Raw genomic sequence first — 2,179 nt, 5'->3', positions numbered from 1 at the left:
TAGAAATGCTAATTTAATTATGTACAAAAATGATTACGTAAGAATGTACAGTTTTGTGGAATGCATTCATACTTTACCTGAGGTGGAGAGAATGCATATACAGCTAGATGTGACAACAGAGATAGAGATAAAGTGTATCACGGACTTACCAAAACTAAAGCTTCTTATGGAGAATCTGAATATGAAAATTAATAAAAGTAAGTTGGCCAGAGAGTTGAAGGTTGATCGGAGGACGATAGATAAGTATCTAAACGGCTATGTACCCCAGGGAAAGAGGAAAAGTAATTCTAAAATAGACGAGTATTACAATGTCATTGCCCTACTTCTTTCTAATGAGTCTAAACAGATTTTTTATTACAAGCGAGTACTTTGGCAGTATCTAAAGGATAACCATGGATTGAAGTGTTCACAGTCGAATTTCAGGGCTTACTTATCCAAAAGGCCAGAGTTCCAAGCGTACTTCACAGAGGGTAAAAGAACCCAATCTGTAAAGTCCATTATCCGGTTTGAAACAGCTCCTGGAGAACAAGCACAATTTGATTGGAAAGAAAATATCAGGTACATAACGAAGGACGGAGAGGTTCTTCATGTGAATGTGGGGGTTCTACTATTAGCTCATTCAAGATTCAGAGCCTTTCATTTATCCATTTCCAAATCCCAAAGCGTTGTCATCTCTTTCCTAATGGAGAGTTTTGAAGCTTGGGGTGGAGTACCTAAAGTAATTGTGACTGACAACATGAAAACGGTAATGGATGAGTCAAGAACGGAGTATAAGAAAGGAGTGGTGAACGAACGATTCCATCAGTTCGCAAAGGACTGTGGATTCAAAGTACAGCCATGTATTGCAGGAAGGCCGAGGACAAAAGGGAAAGTTGAATCTCCTATGAAGTTATTGGATGAAATCCATGCATATCAAGGAAAGTTTGATTATGAGGAACTTAATCATTTTGTCCAAAAGCTATGTGAACGCATTAACCATAGTTATCATCAAGGTACAGGGAAAATACCTGTTTTGGCACTACCACAAGAAAAGAGCCTCCTACTTCCCCTACCACGGAAAGAACTAAGAGACTCTTATAAAATCAGCCATAAACTTGTTAAAGTAAATCCAAGCAATATGATTACTTACCAATCAAACCAGTACTCAGTTCCAGCTGAATACAAAGGAAAGACCGTAGGTCTACAAGTCTATGACGACCAAATTCATATTTATTATAACACCGATCTGATCGCACAACATCAAATTAGCCGGATTCGCCTTAATTATAAGAGAGATCATTACGTAGAGGCGTTGTCCCAGAGCCTTGGGAAATTCCCGGATATTAAAGAATTAGCCAGAAAAAATCTACAAGCGATTAGTGAGGTATATAAAAATGAATAGCACGTATCAGCAACTCCTTAAAAACCTGGAATATTTAAATCTGAAACAAATGATTGAACATTTGAGTGATACGATTGACTTTAGTATGAATAACCAATTGTCATTCGTCGACACACTGGTCAAACTAACGAATTATGAAATTGATGTCCGAGAGAAAAGTATGATCAACTCAATGGTGAAGGTCGCAGGGTTTCCCCACCGTAAAGAACTAAGCGAATTCGATTTTGAATTTCAGCCTACCATCAATAAACAGCAGATGCTTGATTTTACCTCGTTGAGGTTCCTTGAGGAGAAAGAGAACATTGTTTTCTTAGGGACAAGTGGGGTAGGAAAGACACACTTGGCAACCTCTATTGGTATAGCAGCAGCGAAGAAAAGAACAAGCACCTATTTTATTAAGTGCAATGATCTAATCATGAATTTAAAGAGAGCGAAGTTGGAAAACAGATTAGAATCAAGATTAAAACACTATACAAAATATAAGCTTTTAATCATTGATGAAATAGGCTACCTCCCAATTGACAGGGAGGATGCCAAGTTATTCTTCCAGCTAATTGATTTGCGATATGAAAAAAAGAGCACAATTCTAACAACTAACATTAGCTTCAAGGAGTGGGACGGGGTTTTTCAAGATACTATGTTAGCGAATGCGATATTAGATCGAGTTCTACATCACGCTACTGTAGTGAATATCGTTGGTGATTCATACAGGATAAAGAATCATTTTGAAATAGAAAATGATTAAAAATGTACATTCTTACACAGTCATAAATGTACATTCTTACATTGACATTTATA

The 2,179-nt window shown here is 37.1% G+C and carries 2 protein-coding genes; both read left to right on the top strand.

Features of this window, described 5'->3' with window-relative positions; all coding sequences use genetic code 11:
- Window positions 1–91 precede the first annotated feature (91 nt).
- Window positions 92–1,381, top strand: coding sequence for an IS21 family transposase (gene istA / locus AAV98_RS19705; RefSeq protein WP_060667203.1), 1,290 nt, complete (start codon window positions 92–94; stop codon window positions 1,379–1,381).
- A complete protein-coding gene (gene istB, locus AAV98_RS19700; RefSeq protein WP_060667202.1) occupies window positions 1,374–2,126 on the top strand; it encodes an IS21-like element helper ATPase IstB in 753 nt (250 codons plus the stop codon). Before istA ends, istB begins: the two co-directional genes overlap by 8 nt.
- Window positions 2,127–2,179 lie beyond the last annotated feature (53 nt).

Source organism: Bacillus sp. CHD6a (genome assembly GCF_001293645.1).
Lineage (GTDB): Bacteria > Bacillota > Bacilli > Bacillales > Bacillaceae_I > Sutcliffiella_A.
This window is presented reverse-complemented; position numbering and strand designations above follow the sequence as displayed.